This window comes from Maritalea myrionectae, assembly GCF_003433515.1.
Classification (GTDB): Bacteria; Pseudomonadota; Alphaproteobacteria; order Rhizobiales; family Devosiaceae; genus Maritalea; species Maritalea myrionectae.
In genome coordinates this window covers 585164-608457 of record NZ_CP021330.1, presented here as the reverse complement: position 1 = coordinate 608457, position 23294 = coordinate 585164, and the positions used below count along the sequence as shown (strand labels likewise).

Annotated in this window: 23 protein-coding genes; 9 read left to right on the top strand and 14 right to left on the bottom strand. The window is 53.6% G+C overall.

Features of this window, described 5'->3' with window-relative positions; translation table 11 throughout:
* Positions 1-242: 242 nt before the first annotated feature.
* Positions 243-983 carry a bifunctional 2-polyprenyl-6-hydroxyphenol methylase/3-demethylubiquinol 3-O-methyltransferase UbiG gene (ubiG, locus tag MXMO3_RS03030; RefSeq protein ID WP_117394902.1) on the top strand — a complete coding sequence of 247 codons (741 nt, stop codon included), beginning with the start codon at positions 243-245 and terminating at the stop codon, positions 981-983.
* A gap of 117 nt (positions 984-1100) precedes the next feature.
* Here ubiG and MXMO3_RS03025 read toward each other — a convergent pair whose 3' ends face one another.
* Positions 1101-2102, bottom strand: a complete 1002-nt coding sequence (locus tag MXMO3_RS03025) for a helix-turn-helix domain-containing protein (protein WP_117394901.1) — start codon at positions 2100-2102, stop codon at positions 1101-1103.
* A gap of 59 nt (positions 2103-2161) precedes the next feature.
* On the opposite strand from MXMO3_RS03025, the gene MXMO3_RS03020 reads away from it, so the two are divergent.
* Together MXMO3_RS03020 and MXMO3_RS03015 are read left to right on the top strand one after the other, a co-directional pair.
* Positions 2162-2887: an alpha/beta hydrolase gene (locus MXMO3_RS03020; RefSeq protein WP_117394900.1), complete on the top strand. Its 726-nt coding sequence runs from the start codon at positions 2162-2164 to the stop codon at positions 2885-2887.
* Positions 2888-3585: 698 nt separating this feature from the next.
* Complete coding sequence (locus tag MXMO3_RS03015) at positions 3586-5289, top strand: methyl-accepting chemotaxis protein (RefSeq protein WP_117394899.1); 1704 nt, start codon at positions 3586-3588, stop codon at positions 5287-5289.
* 82 nt (positions 5290-5371) lie between these two features.
* On the opposite strand, the gene MXMO3_RS03010 is transcribed toward MXMO3_RS03015, so the two are convergent.
* Both MXMO3_RS03010 and MXMO3_RS03005 read right to left on the bottom strand, forming a co-directional pair.
* Positions 5372-6064 (bottom strand): CBS domain-containing protein, encoded by a 693-nt coding sequence (locus MXMO3_RS03010; RefSeq protein WP_117394898.1) that lies wholly within the window; start codon positions 6062-6064, stop codon positions 5372-5374.
* A gap of 250 nt (positions 6065-6314) precedes the next feature.
* Positions 6315-6842, bottom strand: coding sequence for a hypothetical protein (locus tag MXMO3_RS03005; protein WP_117394897.1), 528 nt, complete (start codon positions 6840-6842; stop codon positions 6315-6317).
* Positions 6843-7138: 296 nt separating this feature from the next.
* On the opposite strand from MXMO3_RS03005, the gene MXMO3_RS03000 reads away from it, so the two are divergent.
* On the top strand, positions 7139-8392 hold the full coding sequence (locus tag MXMO3_RS03000; RefSeq protein WP_117394896.1) for an MFS transporter: 1254 nt from the start codon (positions 7139-7141) through the stop codon (positions 8390-8392).
* 356 nt (positions 8393-8748) lie between these two features.
* Here MXMO3_RS03000 and MXMO3_RS02995 read toward each other — a convergent pair whose 3' ends face one another.
* From MXMO3_RS02995 to MXMO3_RS02980, 4 genes are read right to left on the bottom strand one after another with little or no spacing between them, the layout of a single operon-like run.
* A complete protein-coding gene (locus tag MXMO3_RS02995) occupies positions 8749-9198 on the bottom strand; it encodes a DUF1178 family protein (protein ID WP_027836080.1) in 450 nt (149 codons plus the stop codon).
* A gap of 34 nt (positions 9199-9232) precedes the next feature.
* Entirely contained in the window at positions 9233-10066 is an 834-nt protein-coding gene (locus MXMO3_RS02990; RefSeq protein WP_117394895.1) for a carbon-nitrogen hydrolase family protein, read from the bottom strand.
* 14 nt (positions 10067-10080) lie between these two features.
* Positions 10081-10350 carry a glutaredoxin 3 gene (gene grxC / locus MXMO3_RS02985; RefSeq protein ID WP_027836078.1) on the bottom strand — a complete coding sequence of 90 codons (270 nt, stop codon included), beginning with the start codon at positions 10348-10350 and terminating at the stop codon, positions 10081-10083.
* Between the two features lie 31 nt (positions 10351-10381).
* Entirely contained in the window at positions 10382-11170 is a 789-nt protein-coding gene (locus MXMO3_RS02980) for a ComF family protein (protein WP_245985791.1), read from the bottom strand.
* 13 nt (positions 11171-11183) lie between these two features.
* Here MXMO3_RS02980 and MXMO3_RS02975 point away from each other — a divergent pair, with 13 nt between their 5' ends.
* The gene (locus tag MXMO3_RS02975) at positions 11184-12080 is read left to right on the top strand and encodes a methyltransferase domain-containing protein (RefSeq protein ID WP_162889110.1); all 897 of its coding nucleotides are present in this window, start codon (positions 11184-11186) and stop codon (positions 12078-12080) included.
* Here the strand turns inward: MXMO3_RS02975 and MXMO3_RS02970 are convergent.
* From MXMO3_RS02970 to MXMO3_RS02955, 4 genes are read right to left on the bottom strand one after another with little or no spacing between them, the layout of a single operon-like run.
* Complete coding sequence (locus tag MXMO3_RS02970) at positions 12077-12253, bottom strand: Flp family type IVb pilin (protein WP_117394893.1); 177 nt, start codon at positions 12251-12253, stop codon at positions 12077-12079. The genes MXMO3_RS02975 and MXMO3_RS02970 overlap by 4 nt on opposite strands.
* Before the next feature lie 17 nt (positions 12254-12270).
* Entirely contained in the window at positions 12271-12681 is a 411-nt protein-coding gene (locus MXMO3_RS02965; protein WP_027836076.1) for a (deoxy)nucleoside triphosphate pyrophosphohydrolase, read from the bottom strand.
* Between the two features lie 18 nt (positions 12682-12699).
* Positions 12700-13929, bottom strand: a complete 1230-nt coding sequence (gene argJ, locus MXMO3_RS02960) for a bifunctional glutamate N-acetyltransferase/amino-acid acetyltransferase ArgJ (RefSeq protein WP_117394892.1) — start codon at positions 13927-13929, stop codon at positions 12700-12702.
* A gap of 10 nt (positions 13930-13939) precedes the next feature.
* Positions 13940-14803, bottom strand: coding sequence for a peptidylprolyl isomerase (locus MXMO3_RS02955; RefSeq protein WP_162889109.1), 864 nt, complete (start codon positions 14801-14803; stop codon positions 13940-13942).
* A 236-nt stretch (positions 14804-15039) separates the two neighbouring features.
* Here MXMO3_RS02955 and secA point away from each other — a divergent pair, with 236 nt between their 5' ends.
* Positions 15040-17697, top strand: coding sequence for a preprotein translocase subunit SecA (gene secA / locus MXMO3_RS02950; protein ID WP_117394891.1), 2658 nt, complete (start codon positions 15040-15042; stop codon positions 17695-17697).
* Between the two features lie 73 nt (positions 17698-17770).
* Positions 17771-18466: a class I SAM-dependent methyltransferase gene (locus tag MXMO3_RS02945; protein WP_117394890.1), complete on the top strand. Its 696-nt coding sequence runs from the start codon at positions 17771-17773 to the stop codon at positions 18464-18466.
* 138 nt (positions 18467-18604) lie between these two features.
* Here the strand turns inward: MXMO3_RS02945 and MXMO3_RS02940 are convergent, their stop codons facing one another.
* Complete coding sequence (locus MXMO3_RS02940; protein ID WP_117394889.1) at positions 18605-19303, bottom strand: hypothetical protein; 699 nt, start codon at positions 19301-19303, stop codon at positions 18605-18607.
* Positions 19288-19863 (bottom strand): uracil-DNA glycosylase family protein, encoded by a 576-nt coding sequence (locus tag MXMO3_RS02935; RefSeq protein ID WP_117394888.1) that lies wholly within the window; start codon positions 19861-19863, stop codon positions 19288-19290. The genes MXMO3_RS02940 and MXMO3_RS02935 overlap by 16 nt, the downstream gene beginning before the upstream one ends.
* A 128-nt stretch (positions 19864-19991) precedes the next feature.
* Between MXMO3_RS02935 and MXMO3_RS02930 the strand changes: the two genes are divergently transcribed.
* Both MXMO3_RS02930 and MXMO3_RS02925 read left to right on the top strand, forming a co-directional pair.
* Entirely contained in the window at positions 19992-21770 is a 1779-nt protein-coding gene (locus MXMO3_RS02930) for an SLC13 family permease (protein ID WP_027836070.1), read from the top strand.
* A gap of 8 nt (positions 21771-21778) precedes the next feature.
* Positions 21779-22255 carry a GNAT family N-acetyltransferase gene (locus tag MXMO3_RS02925; protein ID WP_162889108.1) on the top strand — a complete coding sequence of 159 codons (477 nt, stop codon included), beginning with the start codon at positions 21779-21781 and terminating at the stop codon, positions 22253-22255.
* Here the strand turns inward: MXMO3_RS02925 and MXMO3_RS02920 are convergent, their stop codons facing one another.
* Positions 22256-23272, bottom strand: coding sequence for a L,D-transpeptidase family protein (locus MXMO3_RS02920; protein ID WP_117394886.1), 1017 nt, complete (start codon positions 23270-23272; stop codon positions 22256-22258).
* Positions 23273-23294 lie beyond the last annotated feature (22 nt).

Genomic DNA, 23294 nt, shown 5'->3' with positions numbered 1-23294 from the left:
CGTTAAAATGCCTCGGGTTGGGCCGCGAGTTGTTGGCCCCGCGCCGACAATGCCCGCGCGCGTCAATTGCCACAAACTGGCGTTTTGATCAACTAAAACGGCGTCAAATTCGCGATTTGCGCGCATTTCGCGCCATTTGTCATATTGACAGCTGCACAAATGTGCCTGATTGATCCGAAAGTGTTCGGTGCGCCGTTTCCAAGGCGAGCCTGAATTGATTAAAGCGTGCAAAGGACAGGAAAATGGCCCAAACAACCATCCACCAAGATGAAGTTGAACGGTTCAACGCCATGGCCGATGAGTGGTGGGACCCCAAAGGCAAATTCAAGCCCTTGCACAAATTCAACCCCGTGCGCCTGAGCTATATCCGCGAACAGGTGATCAACCATTTCGGACTGGACCAAACCGCTCGTGAGCCATTCAAGGGCCTGCGCTTTCTCGATATTGGCTGCGGCGGCGGATTGCTCTGCGAACCCATGAAACGCTTGGGTGCAGATGTGGTGGGCGCCGATGCGGGCGAAAAGAACATCAAAATCGCGCAAGTCCATGCGGAACGTTCACAACTCGACATTGATTACCGCGCGACCACATCAGAAGCCCTGGCCGAAGCAGGCGAGCAATTCGACGTGGTGCTCAATATGGAAGTCGTCGAGCATGTGGCCGACATCAATCTCTACCTCACCAGCTGCGCCCAACTGGTCAAGCCCGGCGGGCTGATGTTTGTCGCCACCATCAACCGCACCTTCAAAGCCTACGCCCTCGCCATTATCGGCGCGGAACACATCTTGCGCTGGCTGCCCAAAGGCACCCACTCCTACGACATGCTGGTGACCCCGGAAGAAATCACCTCCAACCTCAAACGCAACGGCATGCAGATCAAAGATCGCCTCGGCGTGAGCTATCACCCGCTTGAAGATAGCTGGAAAAAATCAAAAGATCTGAGCGTCAATTATATGATGCTGGCGGAGAAGGTTAAGGGGTAGGCATTGACGGGAGCCAGCCCCTAGCGGCGCCTTGGCAGACCAAGTGTGAGTTCGCAGTATTTAAATCAACGGCAGCTTTCTGCGCACAGCGGACAGCATAAACACATAAAACGCTTTTTAGTGGCGCTGAACGGTGGACTGTTTGCGCCACACGCCCGGGGAAACTCCAAAGCGCTCCTTAAACACCCGTCCAAAGTGGGAAAGGTCGCTAAATCCCGACCGATATGCAATTCCGGAAATTGGAAAATGGCGCAAAGCGGGATCTGAGATATTCCGCTCTGCCAACAACAATCTTTCCTCCAAAAGTAAAGCCGTGAAACGCATGCTGTGGCTGGAAAATATCTGCTGAATGTACCCAGTTGAAAGCCCAACAATCGCGCCGCATCGAGTCAAGTCGAAGTCTTGCTTTGAGCAATTCAGACGAATGGCGTGTTTGATACGCAAGAATTGAGCAGTTCTTTGTGTCAGCCCCTCAATTGGGGCAACCGATTGCTGAGTTGCCGCCGAAGCTAATTGTATTATGAGTTGCTGAAGCAAGTTGACCTCGATGTTTGAAGCCGAGCTGACGGTTTGCGCAAGAGTATATGTTGCTTCGGTCAATATACGGCCAAATACCGGGTGTTGAGATAGTTTCTTAGGTCCGCTGATTTCTATGTCGCTCAAAAGGTATTTGGGCATCATCAAGGATGCAACGCCAAGTGTACCATGGTTTTCATGCTGGATCTCAAAAGGTTCTGCGCTGTCAAATATTCCCACCTCACCTGCACGAAGCGTTATCGAAGACCCGCTTTGACTAATCCTGCTATGACCAACAAGCGGCAAATTGAGGTAAAAACAATCGTGCGGGGACGCCGCAATTTCCGATCTGCCGCGCAGCACGCTATGCACCTGCGCAGACACTACGTTGAGTACACATCGGTCGAGTTTATGGCATTCGACTTTCGCATGAAAGTCTTGCCGCCCGGTTCGTGACCGCTCCGGACGCAGAGGCATAAACGCCGTGCAAATTCCTTCGCGGTAGAAATCAAAAGCCTCGCTGCGCGCGACCAAATTTGTGTCCCAGACCTCAACGGCCGGGAAATTCTTAGTTTGAGAACATTCTACCTCAGTCTGAGCCATAGCCACTATTCCACCAGCCGCTAAAATTGGAAAGGGAATATTAGAGAGAGGAACTATACATGTCTACGTTCGTACTTGTTCATGGGGCTTGGCACACTGGCCAGGAATTTGAAGCTGTAGCGCAACCAATCCGCGATGCGGGGCACGTGGTGCATTGCCCAACAGTCGCGGGCAACAATCCCGCTGATGATCGCAGAATCGGATTGGGTGCTGCCATCACCTCTATTGCGGACTACCTTTCAGAGAATGATCTGACCGATGTGATCTTGCTTGGGCACAGCTATGGCGGCATGATCATCACTGGTGTCGCGGATCGTTGCCCCGAAAGGTTGCGTCGTCTGATCTATTGGAACGCCTTCGTGCCCAATAGTGGCGAATGCCTGAATGACATGGTGCCGCCCCACTATGTGGCGATGTTCGATGCTGTCAGCGCGGCAAGCCCCGACAACAGCGTGATGTTGCCCTTTCCTGTCTGGCGCGAAGCATTTATCAACGACGGATCTGCGGAAATGGCCCAGTCGGCCTATGACGTACTGAACCCACATCCTTACGCCACGTTCACGGATGCGATTTCCCTGAACGTGAATCCTGCCGAGATGGAAATTGGCAAGTCTTACATCAATTGCACCGAAGATACAGCGCTACCGCAGAGCCTCGGCTGGCACCCCAGATTGTCCGAAAAGCTGGGTCTCTTCCGTTTAGTGCAAATTCCCGGCAGCCACGAACTTTGCTTCACCGAGCCTGTTGCTCTTGCTGGCGCAATCATGAAAGCTGGACGCGATTAACGAAAAACGCTGTGCTTATAACATCAGATGCCGCATTGCAAAAAACGCCGCAAATTTGTTGACCGAGAAGAAACGCACAAAGCATTGAGGCGCCCAAGGTGCATTGCTGCGACGTGGAATTTCCACAGTGGGCACCAATAGCCTCCTCGTCATTACCGGACTTGATCTTGCAATGACGGGTGGGTTTATGGCGATTATCGAGCAAAACACCGACCTAGCAATTGGTCGCGGCTCAGGGCCGGGCTGGGCCCATCTATTGGGAGCCCTTCATCGCCTCCCCCGCCGTCACCCTCGGGCTTGACCCGAGGGTCCAGACAGAGCACGCAACAGCACGCTCACCCTTGCTGGTCATATTGTGCGCCGTTTATCTTGTAGCGCATTGTGCAAACCCACCCAGCCCCGGGAAAACCCCGGCTGCTACATGGATTACCGGGTCATGCCCGGTAAGGACGGGGGGTGTGCGGTCGCCCTATCTCAATACTTTGACACAGCGCAGCGGCACTATGCCCATCATCCCGTGCCCAAAAGTCCCGGTTTTACCGAAGAGGCTTGCAATTCCCCGCCGGCACGCAGCGCCATCTCAAATGCGCGGCAAAATATCCAAAATGGTTAAAATTTAACAAGTTTTTCAGCGGCTGAAACAAGACTTGTTAACAATATCAACCTAAAATTGTCATCAAATTAAAGAAGAGGTTGTGATGTTTGGGCATCTTTTTGGACAGGCAAAGTCCGTCGACACAAATGAAGCGCGGTCAATTATTGACGCCATTTCGAGATCGCAGGCAATGATCGAATTTGATCTTGAGGGCACTATTCTATCAGCAAACTCAAACTTTCTCGCAACGCTGAAATATGAGTCGGACGAAATCGTCGGCCAACACCATCGCATCTTTGTTGAACCCGAATATGCGGCCAGTGAGCATTATGCAAAATTCTGGGCCCGATTGGCGAAGGGTGAGTTCTTTGCTGATCAGTACAAACGCATTGACAAAAATGGCGACGAAGTGTGGATCCAAGCCTCCTACAACCCGATTTTCGATGCCAACGGCAAACCGATAAAGGTGGTCAAATTCGCCACCGACATTACCGAGCAAAAACTGCATGCCGCAGATACGAACGGCCAAATCACCGCGATTGGACGCTCGCAAGCCGTTATCGAATTTGACCTGGACGGCACCATACTGCACGCAAATCAGAATTTTCTTGATGCTCTTGGCTATCAGCTCGATGAAGTGGTCGGTCAGCATCATCGTATTTTTGTGAAACCGGAAGAAGCGGCCAGCAGCGATTACAAAGAGTTTTGGGCGCGCCTGGCACGGGGCGAATTTGACTCGGCAGAATATGAGCGGGTGAGAAAAGACGGAGACTCCATCTGGATTCAAGCATCCTATAACCCAATCCTGGATGCAGACGGGCGCCCTTTTAAAGTGGTGAAATACGCCACCGATGTCACAGGACGGAAAAAGGCGGTCGTTGCACTCGGCCACGCGCTAGAGCGCATGAGTGAAGGCAATTTGTCCCAAAAAATCGACATACCCTTCGAAGGGGAGTTGGACGAGGTTCGCCAAGCCATCAATAAAACTATGGACCGGTTCAAGTCGATTGTGCAGCGCCTAAGAGAAACCTCCATGTCGTTGCGCGCAGCAACCACTGAAATTTTAGCCGGCGCAAATGATCTGAGTGATCGCACAGCAAAAGAGGCCGCAGCTGTTGAAGAGACATCGGCCTCTGTCGAAGGCATTTCAGCTGGTGTGAGCGACACGCAAAAAAAGGCATCCGAAGCCGCCAATGCAACCACGCAGGTCTCGCGCGACGCCACTGCGGTAGGTGAAGTTATGGGCAATGCCAATCGCGCCATGGAAGGCATTGCGGCATCAGCGACGGAAATCTCAAACATCATAACGGTTATCGACAACATCGCGTTTCAAACCAATTTGCTTGCCTTGAATGCGTCGGTAGAGGCGGCACGCGCCGGAGAAGCGGGCAAAGGCTTTGCCGTCGTTGCGGTGGAAGTCCGCCGCCTTGCCCAATCTGCGGCAGAATCCTCACGCGAAATCAAAGAGCTGATTGAAAAATCAACTCAGGAAGTGGTGCAGGGCACCAAGCTGGTGGCCGACGCCAGCGGCCAGGTCGGGCAGATTGTGGAGAAAATCTCCTACAGCAGCGCCTTGGTTGAAGAGATCTCTGTTGCCATGACGGAACAAGCCTCAATACTCTCTGAAGTTGGCCTTGCCGTGCGGCAAATTGATGAAATGGCCCAACAGAATGCCGCCCTTGTTGAAGAAACAAATGCGGCAATTGAGCAGTGTGAAAGTCAGGCGCACAATCTCGACAACATCGTCGACACCTTCAAAATCGAACAGGTCGCGACCAATAATGCCTATGTAACGGCGGCCGCCTAATTGTGCGCTTTGGTACTGGCCGGAATTCGAAACCGCCATTGATCCCGGCTCAAGGCCGGGATCGAGACGTGCTGCCCAAGCTCTAAATCGCCCAGGCATAGCCGGGCAAGCGGCCCAAATTAAAGTTGACCTTGCTCACGCCATCGATGCCTTCTAAGGCGATTTTCATGGCATTTTCTTCCTCATTGGAAGCGGCAACGCCCCAAATTTCCACTTCATCGCCATCAATAATCACATTGAGATGGCTGACGTTTAAATTGGGCACGGCAGACAAGGCTTCCAGTATGATGTCGCGCTTTTCCACATCGGTTGAGACCGTTTTAAGGGATCGGGCAGGCACCGCCGCCAAGGCGTGCATCAGGTTGGCGCGACTGACGATGCCCTGCAACTTGTTGTCTTGCACCACCGGCACGCGCTTGATGTGGTTTTTGGCAAGGATACGTGCCACTTCACCCACCTGCATTTCCGGATCCACGCAAATGACGTTTTTCGTCATCACGTCCTTCGCATAGCGACCGCGCAACGCCACAAACTCTTTCACCGAGTCATCCGTATTGGCGAAGAACCGCAACCACCAAGACTTTTTGTGGTCACTCGCGCCCTCAACACGCCGCAGCAAATCCCCTTCACTGACGATGCCCAGCACCGTCCCTTCAGCATCAACAACCGGCAGGGCACTGACATGGTGCTCGATCATCAAATGGGACACCTCTTCCACTGTCGTGGTCGGCTCCACCGTAATCACCTTAGGTGTCATAATATCGTGTGCTTGCATCGTCTTTGTCCCTTCTCAATCCTGGTTTTGCGATATTGAAATAAACTCTCAAAAATTTGCGCAAGGCCCTGATTGACTCAGACTTAAGAAAAGGCGGTGCGACAAAGAGACAACAGCAAAGCCGTCCAAGATGAAATGACGAACGTCCTCTGACATTGCCTCACCTTAGCAATAGCAGCTTCGCCAGCACCGCTCTTTGACCTGTATCAACATAAATCGATGAACCCAAATTCGGCCTCAACCCTCACCATCAACGTCGCCCAAAGGTACCGTTAGAGCGAGGCCCAAAACCTGCATTGCCGGTGCGATGTTGTGCACGTTGCCCTGTTGCGGTTGAATGAGATCGATCAGATGGGGTCTCCGGTGCAAAACGGAGGTTGGCTTTGGGTCGCGCAAATACGCGGAACAACCTAATAGCCGTCGTGAGACTAACCGCGCAGGCCAACAATACCGCAATAATACGATTCCAAATGTAATCTTGTCCCACGGTCGACGTTATTACGCCGGACTGCTCACCCTTAAGTAAATGTACTGTCTTGGGCGCACCAAGTGCGACCAGAACATAGCGCTTCCGATAGGTTTCACCCGCAATTTCAAATTTAAACCCGCAGCTATAAAGAAGCACAGGAGTTCCCGTACATTTCCGCTGACTGGTCGGCACGTCCGCATAGACGAGTTTTTCGCTGCGTAGCCGGAAATCTGAAACCAAATCACTGTCGAGCCAGATTGAGAGCGGCCCAAACGCCAAAAGGGCAATCAAAATAAAGATAGATCGCATAAAACACTCCAAATAATCTCTATTTAATATAAATTTGAAAATTGATTTATTCAAAAAATAACGTGAAGCAAAAATTGCCGGAATATATGAACACGATAGTATTAATCAACGCTTACAAAGTATTCCATTTTCAATATGTGAGTTCATCTGCAGAAGCAAAGCAAGAGCGCCCATTGAACGAGAAACCAAATCGTCTTTTGTCGATCTAGGATTGCGCTGTACAGTCGAAAATCGAATGCGGCAAATCGCAAATCGTGCTAGCCTGATCACACCAAATAGTGTGCGGACGCGACCACATGAAACAGCTTTATCTCGGCATTTTGCCGCTACTCGTCGGTATCTTTTTTATCATGCTTGGCAATGGCATGCAGTTCACGCTTGTGGGTGTGCGCGGCGACATTGAAGGCTTTTCCGCAAGCGCGCTGGCGGTGGTCACATCTGCTTACTTCGGCGGCTTTTTATTGGGCGCAAGGTCGGCGCCAATCATGATCCGGCGCGTGGGCCATGTGCGTGCTTTTGCGGCGGTGGGCAGCTTTATGTCCGCAGGCCTTATCGCTTTAACGCTGGTGGTCGAGCCCTGGGCGTGGATCGTCCTGCGCGTCTTGATCGGGTTTTGCATGGCGGGCATCTATGTGACCGCGGAAAGCTGGCTCAATGCCGAAGCCACCAACCAGAACCGCGGCCAAATTCTTTCAATCTATATGATTGCCCAAACGCTTGGCGTTATCGGCGCCCAAGGGTTGCTTGCCCTCGGCGATGCAGCGACCGCGTCGCTCTTTATCGTCGCCTCTATTTTGGTGTCGATTTCATTCGGGCCCATCCTCTTGTCAGTCTCGCCCACACCCGCAGCTGAAATGTCGCGCCCCATGCCTTTAAGCGAGCTGTTTCGCGGGTCGCCGCTCGGCACCGTTGGCATTTTCTTTCTCGGCACCATTTACGCGACGCAAGCTGGCATGAGCCCGGTCTATGGCGCGCGCATTGGTCTTTCGCCGCCCCAGGTGGCGCTGCTTATGGCCATGCTGTTTACCGGCCCCTTGCTGATGCAGGTGCCCATTGGCTGGATCTCCGATCGGGTCGACCGACGCTATGTCATTTTCGCCACCTCCGGCCTCGGGGCGATTTTCTGCCTGATTGGCGCCAGCATCAGCGACAACCAACCCGCGCTTCTGGCCATCGCCTTCCTCTCAGGCGGGGTGACCATGCCGCTCTATGCGTTGCTGCTCGCCTATGTAAACGATGCGCTGCCAACTGAAGATATGCCTGCGGCCTCGGGCGGCCTAGCCCTCACATTTGGCCTTGGCGCAATCCTCGGCCCGCTGGCGGCAGGTACCGTAATGCAGATGTTTGGCTCCCATATGTTCTGGATCATGCTCGCCACCACCTGTTTGTTCATCACCTTGTTCGCGCTCTATCGGATGACCCAGCGCCCGATCACCCCACCGAGCGAAACAGAAAGCTATCTCGGCGTTGTCCCCTCTGCCTCTCCAATTGCTGTTGAGGCAGCCGGACAATGGGCGACAGAACAAGCCAATGAGGAAAACGCAGAGTAGGCATGGGTTTGGGGGCACCAGGCTGGACAATGGTCGAACGGTGTATCACCTGGCGCGGGGTGTGCGGTTAGTTTTGTCTCACGGCTATTCGATGCTAAGCATCGGCCTGCGACGGCGCGAAACCTGAAGGTTTCGGGGTCCTCGCTATGCTCGTCCACTCTTTCCCCTCACCTGCACTGTGTTTGTGAGGGGCCCCAATTGGCGGGGATGCCGGGGTAGTGAGCGAAGCGAACGACGGCGGCGCTTAAAATGGCGGGGGTGCCGGGGACGGGAGCAAAGCGACCGGTGGCGGCGCGTAAAAAATACCGCGGTGCCGTAAAAAAGCGCAGCATCCAAAACTGCCGCGCAACTAAAGCCTAATTATGCTCTTCGGGCAGGCGAGGCAGCGGCATAAAGTCAATCTCATCTTCAATCAATGAGGTAACTTCTTCGGCTGTGGCTTCGCCATAGATACCGCGCTTTTGCTCGGCGTCATCAGCCATTTTGCGGGCCTCTTCGGCAAACCGATCGCCCACATATTCCGCCTCGCTCTCCACTTTGGAGCGCAAACGGCGCAAGGCTTCGCGCACTTCTTGCTGCTCAGGATGGCCAGCAGACAACGCCATGGTCTTTTGTGGTGCGGCTTCAGCTTTTTGATTGGACTTCTTGCCCACAGCGGGTGCCATCAGCGCTTTATTGACTGTGCGGGTGCCACACAAAGGGCATTCCAAAACGCCTTTTTCAGACTGCACATCATAGGCGCTGGCATTTTTAAACCACGCTTCAAATTTATGATCATTCTCGCAGATGAGCGAATACTGAATCACGAAGTTCACCTTTTAACTTAACGATACATCTCGATTATGACATGTGTCGGTTAACGCTTAACGAAAATTCACGCCGGTTGGCAAATGTCGGCAACCGCGTTCGGGCCTCCTTTATAAGGCTTAAATCGAGCGGCGCAATAATCAAACCGGGCTCATCGTCCGCTTTTTCGGCCAAAATGCGCCCCCACGGGTCAATAATGAGCGAATGACCATAGGTATTGCGGCCATTTTCATGCGCCCCACCTTGCGCTGCGGCCACCACAAAACTGCCCGTTTCAATCGCCCGCGCCCGCAACAAGGCGTGCCAATGGGCTTCACCCGTTGGCACCGTGAACGCCGCGGGCACCGCCATCACATTGGCTTCCGCCTCGCGCAATGCCGCATAAAGATGGGCAAACCGCATGTCATAGCAAATAGAAAAACCAAGGTTCAGCGCCCCAACAGGACACACAACCGCCCGCTCACCGGGCCGATAATTATCGCTCTCACGATAGGGATCATCCCCTTCCACATCCGCATCAAACAAATGGATTTTTTCGTAGGTTTCTAACAAATCACCATTGGGCGAAAACAGATAGGCGCGGTTGTAAAGCCGACCATCACCCGCGGGCACCGCCATGGACCCCACATGCAAAAACAGCGCATTGTTGCGCGCAATATCCGCCAATGCGCCCAGGGTGCGCTCGACATTCTCGTCCGTGGCCCATTCATCAAGCTGCGCGCGCCGCTCGGCAAACATCACCGACATTTCCGGGGTTTGCAAATAGCTTACCCCTTGCGAGGCAGCAGCCTGCGCCGCCTGCGCAATGGCGTCAATATTGTCATCAGCCTGCATGGAACTGCGCATTTGCAGTGCGGCAATTTTCATTGGTTTCACCTCATTTAGGAGGCGGCACGCCCTTCAAGCATCGGGTCAAGCTTGCCTGCACGATCCATCGCGGCAAGCTCATCAAATCCGCCCACATGAAAATCATCGATAAAGATTTGCGGCACCGTTTGTTTGCCATTGGCACGCGCAATCATTTTTTCCCGCTCTTGCGGGTGGCCCACCACAGTAATCTCGGTGAAGGCAACTTCTTTTTTGTTCAGCAACGCCTTTGCGGCCAAGCAATAGGGGCAAGTTGGCGTTGTATAAAGCTCAATCTTCGGCATATTTCACTTCTCATACTCTTCGTTTGCGCCATCAGGGTTGGGAGGTAACCCGCGCAAAGCAAATAACATCAACTTGAGTGATATAATGCGAACGAAGCAATTTGGCTAGGGCTGTGATTGTGGCCCCGGTCGTCATCACATCGTCCACCAATATGATCCGCCGCCCCAAACACCGCTCCAGCGCCATTTCATTCACCGCAAACGCGCCACGCACATTTTGCGCTCGCGCCTTGGCCGACAACCCCACCTGTTGTTGGGTCGATCTAATACGCCGGACCAGTTCAAAATCCACCGGCAGCCCCGTCTCTCGCGCCAATGCGCGGGCCAACAACCCGGATTGATTGTAGCGGCGCGATAAGTGCCGCCGCCAATGCAAGGGCACCGGCACAATCACCCCATCACCTGCCCAGAATTCGGGTGCCGCATGCGCCATCATCCGGGCACAAAACCGCGCCATATCGTGGCGATCACGATATTTCAAATGATGAACAATTTCCCGCGCTTTATCATTAAACCGCACCGCATAGCGCGCCCGATCAAAAGCTGGCGGCTGCGCCAACGCCTCAGCGCTTTTGGCGTCGCGCCCCAAATCCATGGCAAAGGGCAAACCCATCACGGGGCAAATCGGCGCCGTGATCGGCGACAATTGCGCCCAACAGGGTGCGCACAGATGCTGATGGTCAGAAATTGCCGCATCGCAGGCTAGACACACCGGGGGAAAAACCCTATCCAACACCCCAAGCGACAATGCTTTGAATGTCCGTACTACCCGCACATTTGTAGCGTTTGCGATGCCTTTACCGGTCCAACGCCCTGACATGAAAGGTCTTTCAATGGCACAAAAAAATCAGGTTAAAAAATTGTTTGATCGGGAGCTTATTGCAAAACGATTGCAAAAGGCCAGCATTTTCCAAACCGCCTCAGGGCCAGACAATTTTATCGCCGATCTGATGATCAATGATCTGAAAGATCGATTGAGCACCATCACCCGGAAATTTGAAAAAGCGCTATTACTGGCCCCACACCCCGACTTTTTTGCGCAAAACATCAAATCAGCAGAAGGGCCAATCAATTTCGACTATGCCCTCACCCTGCCGTCCGACGCAAAAGGCGACGTCCCATTTTATGATCCCGCGCGCCTTGATTTGCCTCATAATGATTATGATCTGATCGTGTCGCTGGCGGATCTGCATATGATGGATGATGTGCCAGGCTTTTTCGTCCAGGCGCAGCGCTATTTGCGCCCCGATGGGCTTTGTGTTGTGGCCGCGCTTGGCGGCGACAGCCTCACCGAATTGCGCCAAGCATGGCTCAACGCTGATGTCGCCCATTCCGGCGGCGCCTATGCCCGCGTCGCGCCTTTTATCGACATTCGTGATGGCGGCGCTTTGCTGCAACGGGGCGGATTTGCCCTCCCCGTGACAGATCTGGAACATTATGTGGTGCGCTATGGGCATCCCATCGCGCTGATGGAAGAGCTGCGCCAGTTCGGGGCATCAAACCCGCTGCTCGAACGGCCACAAAACTTTGTCAGCCGCGGCCTTTTGGCCAAAGTGGTTGAATTTTATGCCGATCAGTTCACCGATGAAGATGGCCGCTGCCGCGCAACCCTTGATCTGCTGTGGTTGATGGGATGGACGCCGCACGAAAGTCAGCAAAAACCGCTGCGCCCGGGAAGCGCCACGAAAAGCCTAAAAGATGTGTTGGGCGATAAGTCGGGCGAGAACTAACTCGGCATCGCATTGGTGAAGGCGGTGGCAACCGCGTCAAAAACAAGGCCCAAATTGCCCGAAAGGGCCATAACGCCGCCCAAAATTGCCACTGAGGCAAGGGTGCCAATCAATGCATATTCAATTGCTGTAGCGCCGCTTTCATCGACCCAAAATCGCGTTAGAATAGCCATATCCGCCCCTTTGTACCCTATAAAAGATCGCACAAATGGGCGATCAATGGTTCATCCGCCGGGGGCATATCATAGTCACGCAGCTTTTGCGGGCGCACCCATTTTAACGCTTGATGTTCAAGCGCTTGCGGGGTGCCTTGCCACTTCCGACAAACGTAAAGTGGCATGAGAAGGTGAAAACTTTCATAAGAAAAGGATGCGAAGGTCAACGGCGCCAGGCAGGCCTCTTGCGTTTCAACAGCCAGCTCCTCGCGCAATTCGCGGATGAGCGCCTCTTCCGGGCTTTCGTCCTTTTCCAGCTTACCGCCAGGAAACTCCCAAAGCCCGCCCATATTTTTATCTTCTGGGCGCTGGGCAATGAGCACCCGTCGATCTGCATCGATCAAGGCACAGGCCACCACAACCAAAAGCGGTTTGTCAGTGCTCATTCGTCTATCCTTTGTCGCTTAGCTGCGGTAATCGCCATTGATGGTGATATATCCGTGCGTCAGATCGCAGGTGTAAATGGTGGCGGCGCCATCGCCTAGCCCCAGATCAACACCAATCTCGATCTGATCATTTTTCATGTAGGCTGCCGCATCTTCTTCCCGATAATGGGGGGAGCGCTGGCCTTGGTCGGTCAGCAAAAGATCGCCAAATCGAATTTGCAGCTTGTCGCGGTCCGCTGGCTCACCAGCTTTGCCCACGGCCATCACCACCCGTCCCCAATTGGCGTCTTCCCCCGCAACGGCGGTTTTCACCAGGGGTGAATTGGCAATTGAGCGGGCGATCACATCGGCGCTTTGATCAGATGTTGCGCCCTCAACCTTCACAATGATCAGCTTTTGCGCCCCTTCCCCGTCGCACACAATCTGCAACGCCAAATCATGCAGAACAGCACGCAACGCTTCAGCAAAAAGCGCACAGCGCGGGTCATCCAATTTGGTGATCGGGTCAATGTCAGCTTTGCCCGTGGCGAACACCAAACAGCAATCTGATGTGGAGGTGTCGCTATCGACAGTGATGGCATTGAAACTGGCGCGGTTGGCAGGCTTTAGCAGCGCGTCCAGAACATCGGCCGCGATCGGCGCATCTGTAAAGACATAGGCCAGCATCGTCGCCATATTCGGCGCGATCATGCCAGACCCCTTGGCAATGCCTGAGATATTGATCTCTACCCCATCTAAATCCAACGTCGCCCCGGCGCCCTTGGCATAGGTGTCTGTCGTGCGGATGGCGTTTGCGGCGGCTTCATATCCACCGCGTTTTGCGTCATCCAATTGAGCCAGCGCATCCATCATGGGTTGCGGATCAAGTGGCTCGCCAATCACCCCGGTTGACGACACAAAGATTTCTTGCGGGGTACAGCCAATAAAGGCAGCGGCGGCTTGCGCTGTCTGCTCGACAGTTTGCGCCCCCACCTTGCCAACAAAGGCATTGGCGTTGCCCGCATTGACCATCAGGCCCCGGGCAACACCATTGTCGATATAGGCTTTGCACCAATCGATGGGTGCAGATGCACATTTGGAGGTGGTGAACACCCCGGCCACGCTCGTGCCTTCGCAAAATTTAGCCAGCAACAAATTATCACGGCCCTTATAGCCGCCAGCAATTGATGTAGTGAAAATATCCACCCCATCAATGTCGTTGAGTTCAGCAAATTGCGCGGGCGCCAACGGCGAGATGTCCAACTCCATCAAGGCTGTCCTATTCTACGATTTCGACGGTAATGTTTTCTTTATTGTCCGCCACGATTTTTTCGAATTTCTTCGCCAAAACCCGCTGACGCACTTGTTGCTCAACCTGGGCCAATGCAGGCGGCTCAGCAGCCTTGCGGTCTTCCAGCTTGATCACGTGCCAGCCAAACTGTGATTGCACGGGCGCAGAAACATCGCCAACTTGCAACGCATTTGCGGCTTCATAAAACTCAGGCACCATGTCGCCCTGTTTGAAATAACCAAGGTCGCCGCCCTGTGCGCCACTGGGGCCCGTGGATTTTTCTTTTGCTGTTTCCGCAAAGTCAGCGCCGCCATTGATCTCTTCAACCAATGCTTGCGCTTCTTCTTCAGTTTCCACCAAAATATGACGCGCGCGCAGCTCTTCCTGGCCTTCAAAATCTTTGAAGATGGCATCATATTCAGCCTTCACCTCTTCATCGGTGATCGACTTGGCCACAACCTCTTCCAAATAGGCCCGGCGCAATGCCCGGTCTTCAAGATAGGCTTTGCGGCGTTCAAACACTTCGCTCTCCGCCATGCCTTCATCCCGCGCCACTTGCGCCATCACTTTCATATCCACCAGCATTTGAATGACAAACTGCCGACGCTGTTGTGGTGGGATCTGTGCAATATCCTGGCCCAAATCTTCAATGGCATAAATAAGGTCAAGCTCAGTAATGGCTGAATCGCCAACCTTGGCCACCACTTTGTCCGGATCAAATTGAGGCGCTTGCTGCTGAGTGGCGTCCTGCGCCAGCGCACCAGAGACCGCAAAAACCGAACCAACGGCAACAACCCCTCCCAAGACAAGCGCTGAGGTAAAGTTTTTCAGTTGGTAAAGCATTCCGGTCATAAGACGTTCCTTTTCTTTGTGTGGCTGGCCATTTTTGCGGCCAGATACAATTAGCTGTGAGGTTTGCGTGATTTGTGAAGCGTTGACAAGACACTTTGCCAGCACTACATCTCCCAACGCTGCTTTTTTAGTGGCCAAATGTGGCATTTGATCGTGTCACATTAAAAAAACGAACACATTCCTGTCGCCTTAAGGGCCTAAAACCCGATTTTGAGGCATCAATAAGGACATCTGTCATGGCATTAGCTGCACTGGCTAAAAAAATCTTTGGTTCCGCAAATGATCGTCAGGTCAAGAAATATCAGCCACTGGTTGATGCGATCAACGCGATGGAGCCGGAAATCGCAGCGCTGAGCGACGATGAACTGCGCGCGAAAACGGAACAATTCAAGCAAGAATATAAAGACGGCAAGACGCTAAAGGATCTTTTGGTCCCGGCCTTCGCGGTTGTGCGCGAAGGGGCCAAGCGCGCCCTCGGTCAGCGCCACTATGATGTGCAGCTGATTGGCGGCATGGTGCTCAACGACAACGCAATCGCTGAAATGCGCACTGGTGAGGGTAAAACCCTGGTGGCAACATTGGCGGTATATCTCAATGCCATCGCCGAAAAAGGCGTGCACGTTGTGACCGTGAACGATTATTTGGCCAAGCGTGACGCTGAATGGATGAACCAGGTCTACAGCTTCTTGGGCCTGACCACCGGCGTCATCATCCACGGCATTTCTGAAGATCAACGGCGCGCGGCCTATCAAGCGGACGTAACATACGGCACCAACAACGAATTCGGCTTCGACTATTTGCGCGACAATATGAAATATTCGCGCGAGCAAATGGTGCAACGCGGCCATAATTTTGCGATCGTCGATGAGGTGGACAGCATCTTGATCGATGAGGCGCGGACGCCCTTGATCATTTCTGGCCCGTCCGAAGACCGCTCAGACCTCTATGTCAAAATCAACGCCCTGATCCCCTTGGTGGAAGAAGGCGATTATGAGCTTGACGAAAAACAACGCTCCGCCACCTTCACCGACCAAGGCATTGAAAAGCTGGAAGAGGTGCTGCGTAAGGAGGAGCTGATCAAAGGCGAGGGCCTTTATGACGTTGAGAACGTCTCAGTGGTGCACCATTTGAATGCTGCGTTGCGCGCCCACAAACTCTTCACCCGCGACAAAGACTATATTGTGCGCAACAATGAAGTGGTGATCGTGGACGAGTTTACCGGCCGCATGATGCCGGGCCGTCGGTTCTCCGAAGGCTTGCACCAGGCATTGGAAGCCAAAGAAGGCGCTGAAATTCAGCCTGAAAACCAAACGCTGGCCTCCATCACCTTCCAAAACTATTTCCGGCTTTACGACAAGCTGGCCGGCATGACCGGCACAGCCTCCACCGAGGCCGAAGAATTTGCCGACATCTATAAGCTCAATGTGGTGACTGTACCCACCAACCGGCCAACCGCGCGGATTGATGAGGAAGACGAAGTCTACCGCACCCAAGAAGAAAAATACGAAGCCATCGCCAAAGAAGTGGCCGCGTGCCAGCCCAAGGGCCAGCCTGTTTTGGTGGGCACCACCTCGATTGAAAAATCTGAGCAATTGGCCAAGATGCTGGAAAAAGAAGGCGTGAAAGACGTTAAAGTTTTGAACGCACGTCAGCATGAGCAAGAAGCGCACATCATCGCCAATGCCGGTATGCCCGGCGCCGTGACCATCGCCACCAACATGGCCGGCCGTGGTACCGACATTCAGCTCGGCGGTAATTTGGAAATGCGCGTTGATCTTGAATGTGACGGCCTTGAAGGCGAAGAGCGCGAGAAAAAGATCGAAGCGATCAAAGCCGAGATTGAAGAAAACAAGCAAAAGTCCCTCGCCGCTGGCGGGCTTTATGTTGTGGGCACCGAGCGCCATGAATCACGCCGGATCGACAACCAGTTGCGCGGCCGTTCTGGCCGTCAGGGCGATCCAGGCCGTTCGAAATTCTACTTGTCATTGCAAGATGATTTGATGCGGATCTTTGCGCCCGAGCGCATGGAATCCATGCTGACCAAATTGGGCCTTGAAGATGGCGAAGCCATTTCTCACCCATGGGTCTCGAGTGCGCTAGAGCGGTCGCAATCCAAAGTGGAAGCGCGCAACTTCGACATTCGGAAAAACATCCTCAAATATGATGATGTGATGAATGATCAGCGTAAGGTGATCTTTGAACAGCGCCTTGAATTGATGGATGATGACAATGTCAGCGAAACCATCACCGAAATGCGTCACGATGTGGTGGAAGACATTATCCAGCGCTTTGTGCCTGAACGGGCCTATCCTGAGCAATGGAACACTGAAGGCCTGAACGAAGCGGCCAAAACATACCTCAATATTGAGGTTCAAACGGACAAATGGGCGGAAGAAGAAGGCATCGACGTTGCCGAAGTCACCGAGCGCCTCACCAAAGTTGCCGATGAAGCTGCCGCCGCAAAAGCAGCGCAATACACACCAGACGTCATGCGCCAGATTGAAAAGCAGTTCTTGCTACAATCATTGGACGGCCTGTGGCGCGAACACCTTGTGACCCTCGACCATTTGTCCAAAGTGGTGGGCTGGCGCGCGATTGCTCAGCGCGATCCGCTGAACGAATATAAGCAAGAAGCCTATGAATTGTTCCAAGGCCTGTTGGACCGCTTGCGCGAGTTGGTGATCACCCAGATCAGCCATGTGCAAATCGAAATGCGGCCACCAGAGCCCGAAATGCCGCAAATGCAAGAAAGCCATATCAACCCGCAAACCGGCAGAAACGAAGTGGGTGAAGATAGCGATCTCAACATGGAGAATTGGGGCAAAGTGCGCCGCAACGATCCATGCCCTTGTGGTTCAGGCAAAAAATACAAGCATTGCCACGGCGCTTACTAGTCGCCAAGCAAGGCAAAAACGATTTCAAAAGGCGCTTTATCCAAAGCGCCTTTTTTGTCTCTAGGGGAACCAAATGACCGCCACAGATTTCGATAAGCTCGCAAAGATTTACGACGCCGAAAAGACAAGCCCGTGGAACGATCTTTACGAACGCCCCAACTCTATAGAGCTGATGGGCGATGTGAAGGGCTTAACGGTGCTGGACGCGGGCTGTGGTGGTGGCAAGCATTGTGCCGACCTGTTGGCCAAAGGCGCAAACGTACATGGCTTTGACATGAGCGAAAAAATGCTCGCCTTTGCCGAAGAGGCGCTTGGCGATCGGGTCAGCCTCAAAAAAGCGAACCTGGCAGAACCCCTGCCTTATGAGGACACGCAATTTGACCGCATTCTATGTGCGCTGGCCCTGCACTACGTGGAACATTGGCAAACGCCGCTCAGTGAGTTTCATCGGTTGCTAAAGCCCGGTGGCGAAGTGGTGATCTCCACCCACCATCCTTTTATGGATCATGAATTGGCCGGGGGCGAAAACTATTTCGCCCATACGCTGATTGAAGATAGCTGGGACAAGCCGGATGGCACCCTTTATGTGCGTTATTGGCGGCGCCCACTCACCCAAATGTTCGAGGAGATCAAAGCCGCTGGGTTGCAGATCGATAGGATCAAGGAACCCATGCCGCTGCCAGAAACCGAGGCGCAATTTCCTAACGCTTACAAAAAGCTCACCACCCAACCGCGTTTTATTTTTCTGGTGCTGAAAAAGCCGAACTAGCTAGCGCGCGGCCTCTTCCGCATTGTTATCAAACCAAAGGCAGGGGGTTGGCGTGGGCATTGGCGGTTTCCTCAAAAGAGATGAGCAATGATAGGCAAGAAGCGCCACATTGCAAATATCTGCGAATGCCAAGCACGTCTATCTTGGGTCGTACCGATAAGCATCAAGTTGACGCTCAAGCGCATCTAGGTCCGTGATCGGTGTCGGCTTAAACACTGCCATTCGCCCCACCATCTGCGCTTTTGGCACAAACTGCTCAATGCAATGATAGTGCGGCCGATCCACATAATCATCGACGATAATGGTATAGTCGCGCGCGCCATCCAGCGCTCTGATCGCTTTGAGAAAACAGGCCACACGAAACCGCCCGTCGATCAACACCAGATCTGGCGCGACCTCCATTTCTGGAAAATCAGAATAGGCATCAAACTGTGCCAATCGCTTTGAGTTGGGTCGCCGAAACCCGCCTGGATAACCCCAATTTTCCGTCGGCCCAATATCGGCATGCACCAGATTTTGCTCCGGCGCTGACAACCCCGCAGCGGCGATGGACTGTGTAACGCTACGACAAAATCTCAGGTCACTCTCTTTGCTGAAAAACGGCTTCTTCAACTGCGCCGCTACAAAAGTGGTGCCGCCACTACCATATTCCAAATAGCTTTTTGCCGCAGCAAGTTGCGCCAAAAACCAAGCACTTGACGACACATTGTCGAAATAGGGCGCCGTACCTGTCTTAAACAAAAAGGGTGATAAAAGCTGCGGCGGAAGCCGCAACCCACCAGCGGCGTAATGAAACAATACTGACCGAAAATGCGGCGGCTTTAAGAGAGCAGACAATCGACACGCCTTTGAAGTGCAGGAACAATGCTTTGTTCATACCATGGGTTGCGCCGCAGCCATATATTGTTTCGCGGGCTGGGATGCGGCAGCACCATATGGCGGGGTTGAAAGTCCTGCCAGTTTTTCACTGTTTCTGTGAGGGTCTTATAGGCCCGCTTGCCCAAATGATAGTCGATGGCGTAAGCGCCAATCACCACAATCAATTCAAGCTGATCCATCTCTTCAAAAATCCGGTCATGCCACGTGGCGCGACATTCAGGCCGCGGCGGCAAATCACCGGATTTGCCCGTGCCCGGATAGCAAAAGCCCATGGGCACAATTGCAAACAGATCAGGATCGTAAAACTGGTCGCGGGTCACCCCCAGCCACTCGCGCAATCGATCCCCGCTTTTATCGTTAAACGGCAATCCCGTCTCATGCACCACGCGCCCCGGCGCTTGTCCGGCAATGGCAATTTTTGCCTTTTGACTCAATTGCACTACAGGCCGAACCCCATGCGCCAAATGCGGCATACAAAGGGTGCAAGCCGCAATTTCTTTCTTTAAACTTTCAACCATCTCTTTATTTCATTTCTGCCCCCAATTTGGGGCAAACTTTCCCGTCAAAAGACTGGCCACACGCGCCACAGTTTGCCATCATGCGCCAAAATTGACAAAGGAAAGTGGCAGGTTGGGAGCCCCCTTTTATGACGCTCGATCAAATTATTCTGTTTAGCTTGTTCTTTCTGGTTTTTGTGGGACTGCTGTGGGGCAAATGGCGCTACGATCTGGTGGCGTTCACCGCCCTCATTGCGGGTCTGATCGCCGGGGTCGTTCCAACCGAAATTGCCTTTGAAGGCTTTGGCCACCCGGCCACCATCATCGTGGCGCTGGTGCTGGTGGTTTCGCGCGGCCTCACCAATTCAGGCGCTGTGGACCTGATCACCCGATCGGTGATCGATCATTCCCGCTCCATTGGCATGCACATCACCATTATGGGTGGCATTGGCGGCATTCTTTCCGCCTTCATGAACAATGTGGCCGCGCTGGCGCTGCTGATGCCTGTAGACATTCAAGCCGCGCAAAAGGCAGGTCGCACGCCGGGTCAAACCCTGATGCCGCTTTCCTTCGCCACCATTTTGGGCGGGCTGATGACCCTGATCGGCACGCCGCCCAACATCATCATTGGTTCTTTCCGAGAGTCGGCCCTAGGTGAGCCCTTCGGCATGTTCGACTTTGCGCCCGTCGGCATCATTGTTGCCACCATCGGCATCATTTTTGTGTCCACCATTGGCTGGCGCTTGATCCCGGAACAAAAGAAAGCCAAAAACTCGCCGCAAGATTTGATGGAGCTCGAAGGCTATGTCGCCGATTTGGTGGTGGCCGAAGGCTCCTCCGCAATCGGCCAACAGGTCAAAGATTTGGATTCCATTGCGGAAGAAAATGATTGCATCATTCTCGGGCTTTCCCGTCGCGGAAAACGATTGGCAGGACGGGCTCGCAACGAAGAAATCCGCGAAGGGGATTCCTTGATCATTGAAGCCGCGCCCGCCGCTATCAATGCGCTGGTCGGCGCGTTGAGCCTGCAATATCAGGGCCAAGCCTCCTCGTCTAAAAACGCTCTGTCTGGCGATCTGATGCTGGCCGAAGCTGTGGTCGGCAATGACAGCCGTTTGATTGGCCGCACTGCGATGAATATTCGGTTACTGTCGCGCTATGGCGTGTCGCTTTTGGGGCTTTCGCGCCAAGGCCAGACCCAGCGTGAACAAGTGCGCAAAACCAAACTGCAGCCTGGTGATATTTTGCTGCTGCTCGGCGCGCCTGAGGCCATTGACGATGTGATCCCGCGCATGGGCTGTTTGCCTTTGGCAGATCGTGGCCTGCAAGTGACCCAATATGAGCGCGCCGGATTGGCTATTGGCCTATTTGCCGCCGCCCTGATTGCCGCCAGCATTGGCTGGCTCTATCTGCCTGTCGCCCTCGCCCTGGTGGCCGTGGTGTTCGTTTATACCGACATTGTGCCCATCCGCGAATTATACGACACAATCGAATGGCCCGTTGTGGTGCTGCTGGGCTCGATGATCCCCTTAGGCAGCGCGCTAGAAAGCTCGGGCGGCACCCAATTGATTGTTGATGGCTTGGCAGCTGCCACCGCAGGGTTGCCTGCCTGGGTGGCCCTCACCCTGCTCATGATCGTGACAATGACCCTGTCGGACGTGCTCAACAACACCGCCACCGCCATCGTCGCGGCGCCCATTGCCGTCGGCCTTGCCAGCCAAATGGGGGTTAACCCGGACACCTTTTTGATGGCCGTGGCCATTGCCGCCTCTTGCGCGTTTTTGACCCCCATCGGCCATAAAAACAATATGCTGGTGCTGGGCCCGGGTGGTTATTCCTTTGCAGATTACTGGCGCATGGGTCTACCATTGGAAATCTTGATTGTGGCTATATCCGTGCCCGCCTTGTTGGTCTTTTGGCCGCTTTAGGAGAAATGATGAGCGAAACTGAATTCGATGCGCAATTGTTGGAAGCGGTGCGCAACCTCAATAATGCCCATGAGGTGGAAACATCATGGTTAGAGCCCGAAGACCTGAAAAAGCTGCTGGATGTGGCTTATTTCGTGGAGGTTGTAGATGAAGCAGATGCGTTCCTGATCGCCATGAATGAGCAGTCGGCTCATGACGGGATCAATTTCGGCTGGTTCAAAGACCATTATGACAGTTTTGTCTATATCGACCGGATCGTGACCGACGCACGCGCCCGCGGCCAAGGATTGGCCAAAAGCCTTTATGAAGCCCTGTTTGATGCGGCCAAAGCCGATGGACAAGAAATAGTGGGCTGTGAAATCAACCGGGAACCGCCCAATCTCGGTTCAGAGGCTTTTCACCAAAAGATGGGCTTCGACAAAATTGCCGAAGCATCTTTGCCCAACGGCAAGACCGTTGGCTATTGGATCAAGAAACTAAACTGATCAGTCGCGCGCTGGCGGTGTTGGCGCGTTCGGATCCGTTTGGCCGCTTTGCTCGCCATCACTGCCGCCGCCGAACAAACTGCCAAACCAGCCCGTCACTTTTGAGGTTTGCTGCTCGATCGCAGCTTGCCGTTCCGCCGCAGCTTGTTTTGCTTCGAGCCGCCGCTGTTCAGCCTCAGCCTCATCCAACTTGGTTTGTTCGATATCCGCCTGCGCCTCTTTAAATGCAACATCGTCCTTGGCTTGCTTCGCCATCACGGCTGCCTTGATCGCAGGGTCCAAAGTTGACGCGCCACAGGCCCCGGAGCGGTTAAAGCTGTAATCGCCTGAACATACATCCCACTGGGGCTTGGTCTTGCTGACCTCAAAAATGTCGTAGCCCTCTTTGATGTTTTTCCAAAACGCCATATGCGGGCTGCTGGCGTTGAGCGCCAGGTTTTTCCCCGTCATGCGGAAGGGATAAACCTGCACCTGCACCGACCGATTGCCACCGCTATGGCTCTCGCGCACCAAAGCATAAATCTCACCGACCTGTTCATCCGTCATGGCATAGCAGCCACGCGAAGTGCAGTCGCCATGCACCATGATGTTCGAGCCCGTGCGGCCATGGCTGCGGTCAAACTTGTTGGGAAAGCCAAGATTGAATGACAAGAAATAGTTTGAGCGCGGGTTCATGTGCCCCGGCGTCACTTCGTAAAAACCTTCAGGCGATTGCCGGTCGCCCTCTTTAAATTTAGGGCCCAAATCACCAGACCAGGCGCAAATATCATAGGTGCGGAACAGCTCATATTTGCCAGTCGCCTTCACCTGTTTCCACACTTCAAGCTCGCTATCTTGCTTAAAGATACGAATAATCATCGGCGCCCCGGGTGAGGAGCCCATGCCCTCCAATTGGGCTGTGGTGAAAGACGATAGGGGAATGTTACCACGGTCTTCAAACCCAGTGGTACACGCTGCCACAAACAGTAGCGAAGTGAACAGAAATACGAGTTTAGTGATGCGTGTTGCTTTGGCCACAAATAGTCCCCGACGCGCTGTT

Coding starts and splice junctions, on each gene's coding strand:
- ubiG (WP_117394902.1), top strand. CDS start 243: ATGGCCCAAACAACCATCCACCAAGATGAAGTTGAACGGTTCAACGCC.
- MXMO3_RS03025 (WP_117394901.1), bottom strand. CDS start 2,102: ATGGCTCAGACTGAGGTAGAATGTTCTCAAACTAAGAATTTCCCGGCC.
- MXMO3_RS03020 (WP_117394900.1), top strand. CDS start 2,162: ATGTCTACGTTCGTACTTGTTCATGGGGCTTGGCACACTGGCCAGGAA.
- MXMO3_RS03015 (WP_117394899.1), top strand. CDS start 3,586: ATGTTTGGGCATCTTTTTGGACAGGCAAAGTCCGTCGACACAAATGAA.
- MXMO3_RS03010 (WP_117394898.1), bottom strand. CDS start 6,064: ATGCAAGCACACGATATTATGACACCTAAGGTGATTACGGTGGAGCCG.
- MXMO3_RS03005 (WP_117394897.1), bottom strand. CDS start 6,842: ATGCGATCTATCTTTATTTTGATTGCCCTTTTGGCGTTTGGGCCGCTC.
- MXMO3_RS03000 (WP_117394896.1), top strand. CDS start 7,139: ATGAAACAGCTTTATCTCGGCATTTTGCCGCTACTCGTCGGTATCTTT.
- MXMO3_RS02990 (WP_117394895.1), bottom strand. CDS start 10,066: ATGAAAATTGCCGCACTGCAAATGCGCAGTTCCATGCAGGCTGATGAC.
- grxC (WP_027836078.1), bottom strand. CDS start 10,350: ATGCCGAAGATTGAGCTTTATACAACGCCAACTTGCCCCTATTGCTTG.
- MXMO3_RS02980 (WP_245985791.1), bottom strand. CDS start 11,170: ATGTCAGGGCGTTGGACCGGTAAAGGCATCGCAAACGCTACAAATGTG.
- MXMO3_RS02975 (WP_162889110.1), top strand. CDS start 11,184: ATGGCACAAAAAAATCAGGTTAAAAAATTGTTTGATCGGGAGCTTATT.
- MXMO3_RS02970 (WP_117394893.1), bottom strand. CDS start 12,253: ATGGCTATTCTAACGCGATTTTGGGTCGATGAAAGCGGCGCTACAGCA.
- MXMO3_RS02965 (WP_027836076.1), bottom strand. CDS start 12,681: ATGAGCACTGACAAACCGCTTTTGGTTGTGGTGGCCTGTGCCTTGATC.
- argJ (WP_117394892.1), bottom strand. CDS start 13,929: ATGGAGTTGGACATCTCGCCGTTGGCGCCCGCGCAATTTGCTGAACTC.
- MXMO3_RS02955 (WP_162889109.1), bottom strand. CDS start 14,803: ATGACCGGAATGCTTTACCAACTGAAAAACTTTACCTCAGCGCTTGTC.
- secA (WP_117394891.1), top strand. CDS start 15,040: ATGGCATTAGCTGCACTGGCTAAAAAAATCTTTGGTTCCGCAAATGAT.
- MXMO3_RS02945 (WP_117394890.1), top strand. CDS start 17,771: ATGACCGCCACAGATTTCGATAAGCTCGCAAAGATTTACGACGCCGAA.
- MXMO3_RS02935 (WP_117394888.1), bottom strand. CDS start 19,863: ATGGTTGAAAGTTTAAAGAAAGAAATTGCGGCTTGCACCCTTTGTATG.
- MXMO3_RS02930 (WP_027836070.1), top strand. CDS start 19,992: ATGACGCTCGATCAAATTATTCTGTTTAGCTTGTTCTTTCTGGTTTTT.
- MXMO3_RS02925 (WP_162889108.1), top strand. CDS start 21,779: ATGAGCGAAACTGAATTCGATGCGCAATTGTTGGAAGCGGTGCGCAAC.